Below are 2,401 nucleotides of genomic sequence, written 5' to 3'. Positions count from 1 at the left end.
CGCCAGCGCCGCGTAGGGCCGCGGCGGATCGCTGGCGGCGAGCAGCGCCGGCCAGGCGCCGCGCAACGCCCGCCATTGCAGCGCCATCGCCGACAGCGCCTCGGCCATGGCGGGTTGGCCGCAGACGCGCGCGGCCTCGGCATCGGCCTGGACTTCGCACTGCCGGGCGAAGTCCAGGCTGACCTGCAGGAAGCGCGGCACGTACCAGGCCACGAACAGCCGCAGCGGCGCGTTCGACAGGCGCCGGCGCCGATCCAGCCGCTGGCTGACGTCCTGCCATTGCAGGCGCGCGAAATACACGCGGCTGGCGTAGCGGCCGTGGCGTTGCGCGATGTGGGCGGTTTCATGGGCCAGGATGGCGCGGCACGCGGCCGGCGACAGCATTTCGAGCAACGGTTGTCCCAGCCACAGGACGTTGCGGGTCCGGCCGCCCAGCGTGCGGTGCTGGCGGATGGCGGCATTGAATTCGCCGTCCAGATAGATCGCGTCCAGCGGCGGCGAGGCCAGGGCGGCGCGAAGGCGGTCGAGTTCCTCGAACAGGCCGGGCGCGTCGTCGCGGCGCAGCGGCACGCCGTCCTCGGGGTGGTCGGGGGCGGCGCTGAACGGTGTCCTGAGCATGATGACGCCCGACACCAGGGCGGGCAGCGTCAGCGCCACGCGCAGGACGGCGGCGGCGCCGGGCAGCGACGCCCAGGCCAGCAGCGGCAGCGCGCACAGCGCCGCGCCGGCGGCCAGCAAGGCGCCATCGCCCAGGGCCAGCCAGGCGCCGATGCGCAGTCGTTGCAGGGTGAAGCGGGTCATGGCGTGACGAAGCCTCCTAGTCGCCGGCCCGGCGCCGCAACTGCGCGTCGATAAAGGCGAGGATGGCCCGGGTTTCGTCATTGTCGCCGCCGACGTCGGCGTTGATCTGCCCGTGGTTGCGCGCCACCGGCAGCACCTGCGCCTGGCCGCCGTGCGCCATCAATCGCTGCGCGTAGTCGCGCGAACGCTGGCACGACTGCGGCCGCAATGACGAGCAGACCAGCAGCGTCGGCGGATTGGGGCCGCTCAGTTGCGCGGCGGGCGAGGCGGCGCGCCAATAGGCCGGATCGTTGCCGAATGCCTTGTCATAGAACGGCGCGTGCTCGGCGGCCATGATGCCCGGCAGGTCGAAGGGCGTGCCGTCCAGGATGATGTTGGCCAACCAGGGCCGGGCGCCGGTGCGCTCGCGCAGCGGGGCGTCGGCCGCCAGCAGGGCCTGCAGATGGCCGCCCGAGGAGTGGCCCATGATCAGGATGCGCGCTGGATCGGCCCGCCAGTCGGCGGCCTGGCGCTGGATCCAGGCGAGGGCCAGGCCCAGGTCCTCGGCCTGTTCCCGCGGCCCCGCGTCGGGCAGCAGGCGGGTATTGACGGAGACGACCACGAAGCCCAGCGGCAGCCAGCGCGCCAGCTTGTCCCGGATGAAATCGGGTTCGGCCTTGTCGCCGTGCAACCAGGAGCCGCCATGCACCAGCACCAGGATCGGCGCCAGGCCAGGCGTGGCCGATGAGGCGGCGGGAAGGTGGACGTCGGCCAGTTGCGCCGACGCCGGACCGTAGCGCAGGTCCTTGAACCCGGCGGCCCAGCCCGCGGCGGGCAGCGCACAGGCCAGCGCAAGCAGGCAGAGCAGACGGAGAAGCGGCATGGCGGGCCCGGGATGATCCATGAGCCGGCTACTGTAGCTCGGCGGGCCGGTCCGTGGCGAGCCGGCGGGGTTTCATGGCATGCTGCCGGGCGTTGGCGCGTTTGCGCCGTCTTTCCCATTGTTCGGCCATGTCCAGATTCCTGCGCGGGGTATGCGATCTTCTGTTGCTCGTGGCGGTCGCCGCGCTGTACGGCGCCTGCCTGACGGCGAAGCTGCAGACCGGCGCCTATGGCCTGGCGATTCCCGACGCGCCCTATACCTACGAGCGCGCCGATTTCCTTATCGATGCGGTGTTCGCCGGCCTCGTCGCGCTGGCGGCGTTGATCGTGGCGGAACGGCTGTGGCGGCGCCGGGCGCCGGGGCGCGGACGCGTGGCCGTGACGTTCGTGGCGGCGTTGCTGGCCATGTATCTGGGCATGCCCGATCCGCGCGTGTTCGGCAATACCTGGGCCCGCTGGGAGCCGACCTTCGAATTGTTCCTGCACCAATGGGATATCGTGCTGCCGCTGGCGCTGGCGGCAGCGGCGGCGCGCCGGATGTGGCGCGCGCCGCGGCGGTCAGCGTGACAGCCTGCGATCCAGTTCCAGCACGGTCTGGTACAGCACGCGGGTGCCGTCCAGCAGTTGCGCCGGCTCGATCCATTCCTCGGGGCAGTGGCTGCGCCCGTTCAGGCAGGGGATGAAGATCATGCCGATGGGGCCGGTGGGCGCCATGTAGACGGCGTCGTGGCCGGCGCCG

At 72.1% G+C, this 2,401-nt stretch carries 4 protein-coding genes; 1 reads left to right on the top strand and 3 read right to left on the bottom strand.

What is annotated here, in order from left to right; genetic code table 11:
* Both H0523_RS31865 and H0523_RS31860 read right to left on the bottom strand, forming a co-directional pair.
* Positions 1-801, bottom strand: an 801-nt coding sequence (locus H0523_RS31865) for a M48 family metallopeptidase (protein WP_180180312.1), incomplete at its 3' end; no start/stop codon positions are given.
* Positions 802-817: 16 nt separating this feature from the next.
* Complete coding sequence (locus H0523_RS31860; RefSeq protein ID WP_054429073.1) at positions 818-1,663, bottom strand: alpha/beta hydrolase; 846 nt, start codon at positions 1,661-1,663, stop codon at positions 818-820.
* 128 nt (positions 1,664-1,791) lie between these two features.
* Here H0523_RS31860 and H0523_RS31855 point away from each other — a divergent pair, with 128 nt between their 5' ends.
* Positions 1,792-2,229 carry a hypothetical protein gene (locus H0523_RS31855; RefSeq protein WP_054429071.1) on the top strand — a complete coding sequence of 146 codons (438 nt, stop codon included), beginning with the start codon at positions 1,792-1,794 and terminating at the stop codon, positions 2,227-2,229.
* Here the strand turns inward: H0523_RS31855 and H0523_RS31850 are convergent.
* On the bottom strand, positions 2,221-2,401 hold a 181-nt coding region (locus H0523_RS31850), incomplete at its 5' end, for a M20/M25/M40 family metallo-hydrolase (RefSeq protein WP_180180311.1). The two genes, H0523_RS31855 and H0523_RS31850, sit on opposite strands and share 9 nt — an antisense overlap.

Source organism: Achromobacter insuavis, from assembly GCF_902859645.1.
In the GTDB taxonomy this organism is placed as follows: Bacteria; Pseudomonadota; Gammaproteobacteria; order Burkholderiales; family Burkholderiaceae_B; genus Achromobacter; species Achromobacter insuavis.
Note: the sequence above shows the minus strand (reverse complement) of the source record. Positions and strands in the feature narration are given on the sequence as shown.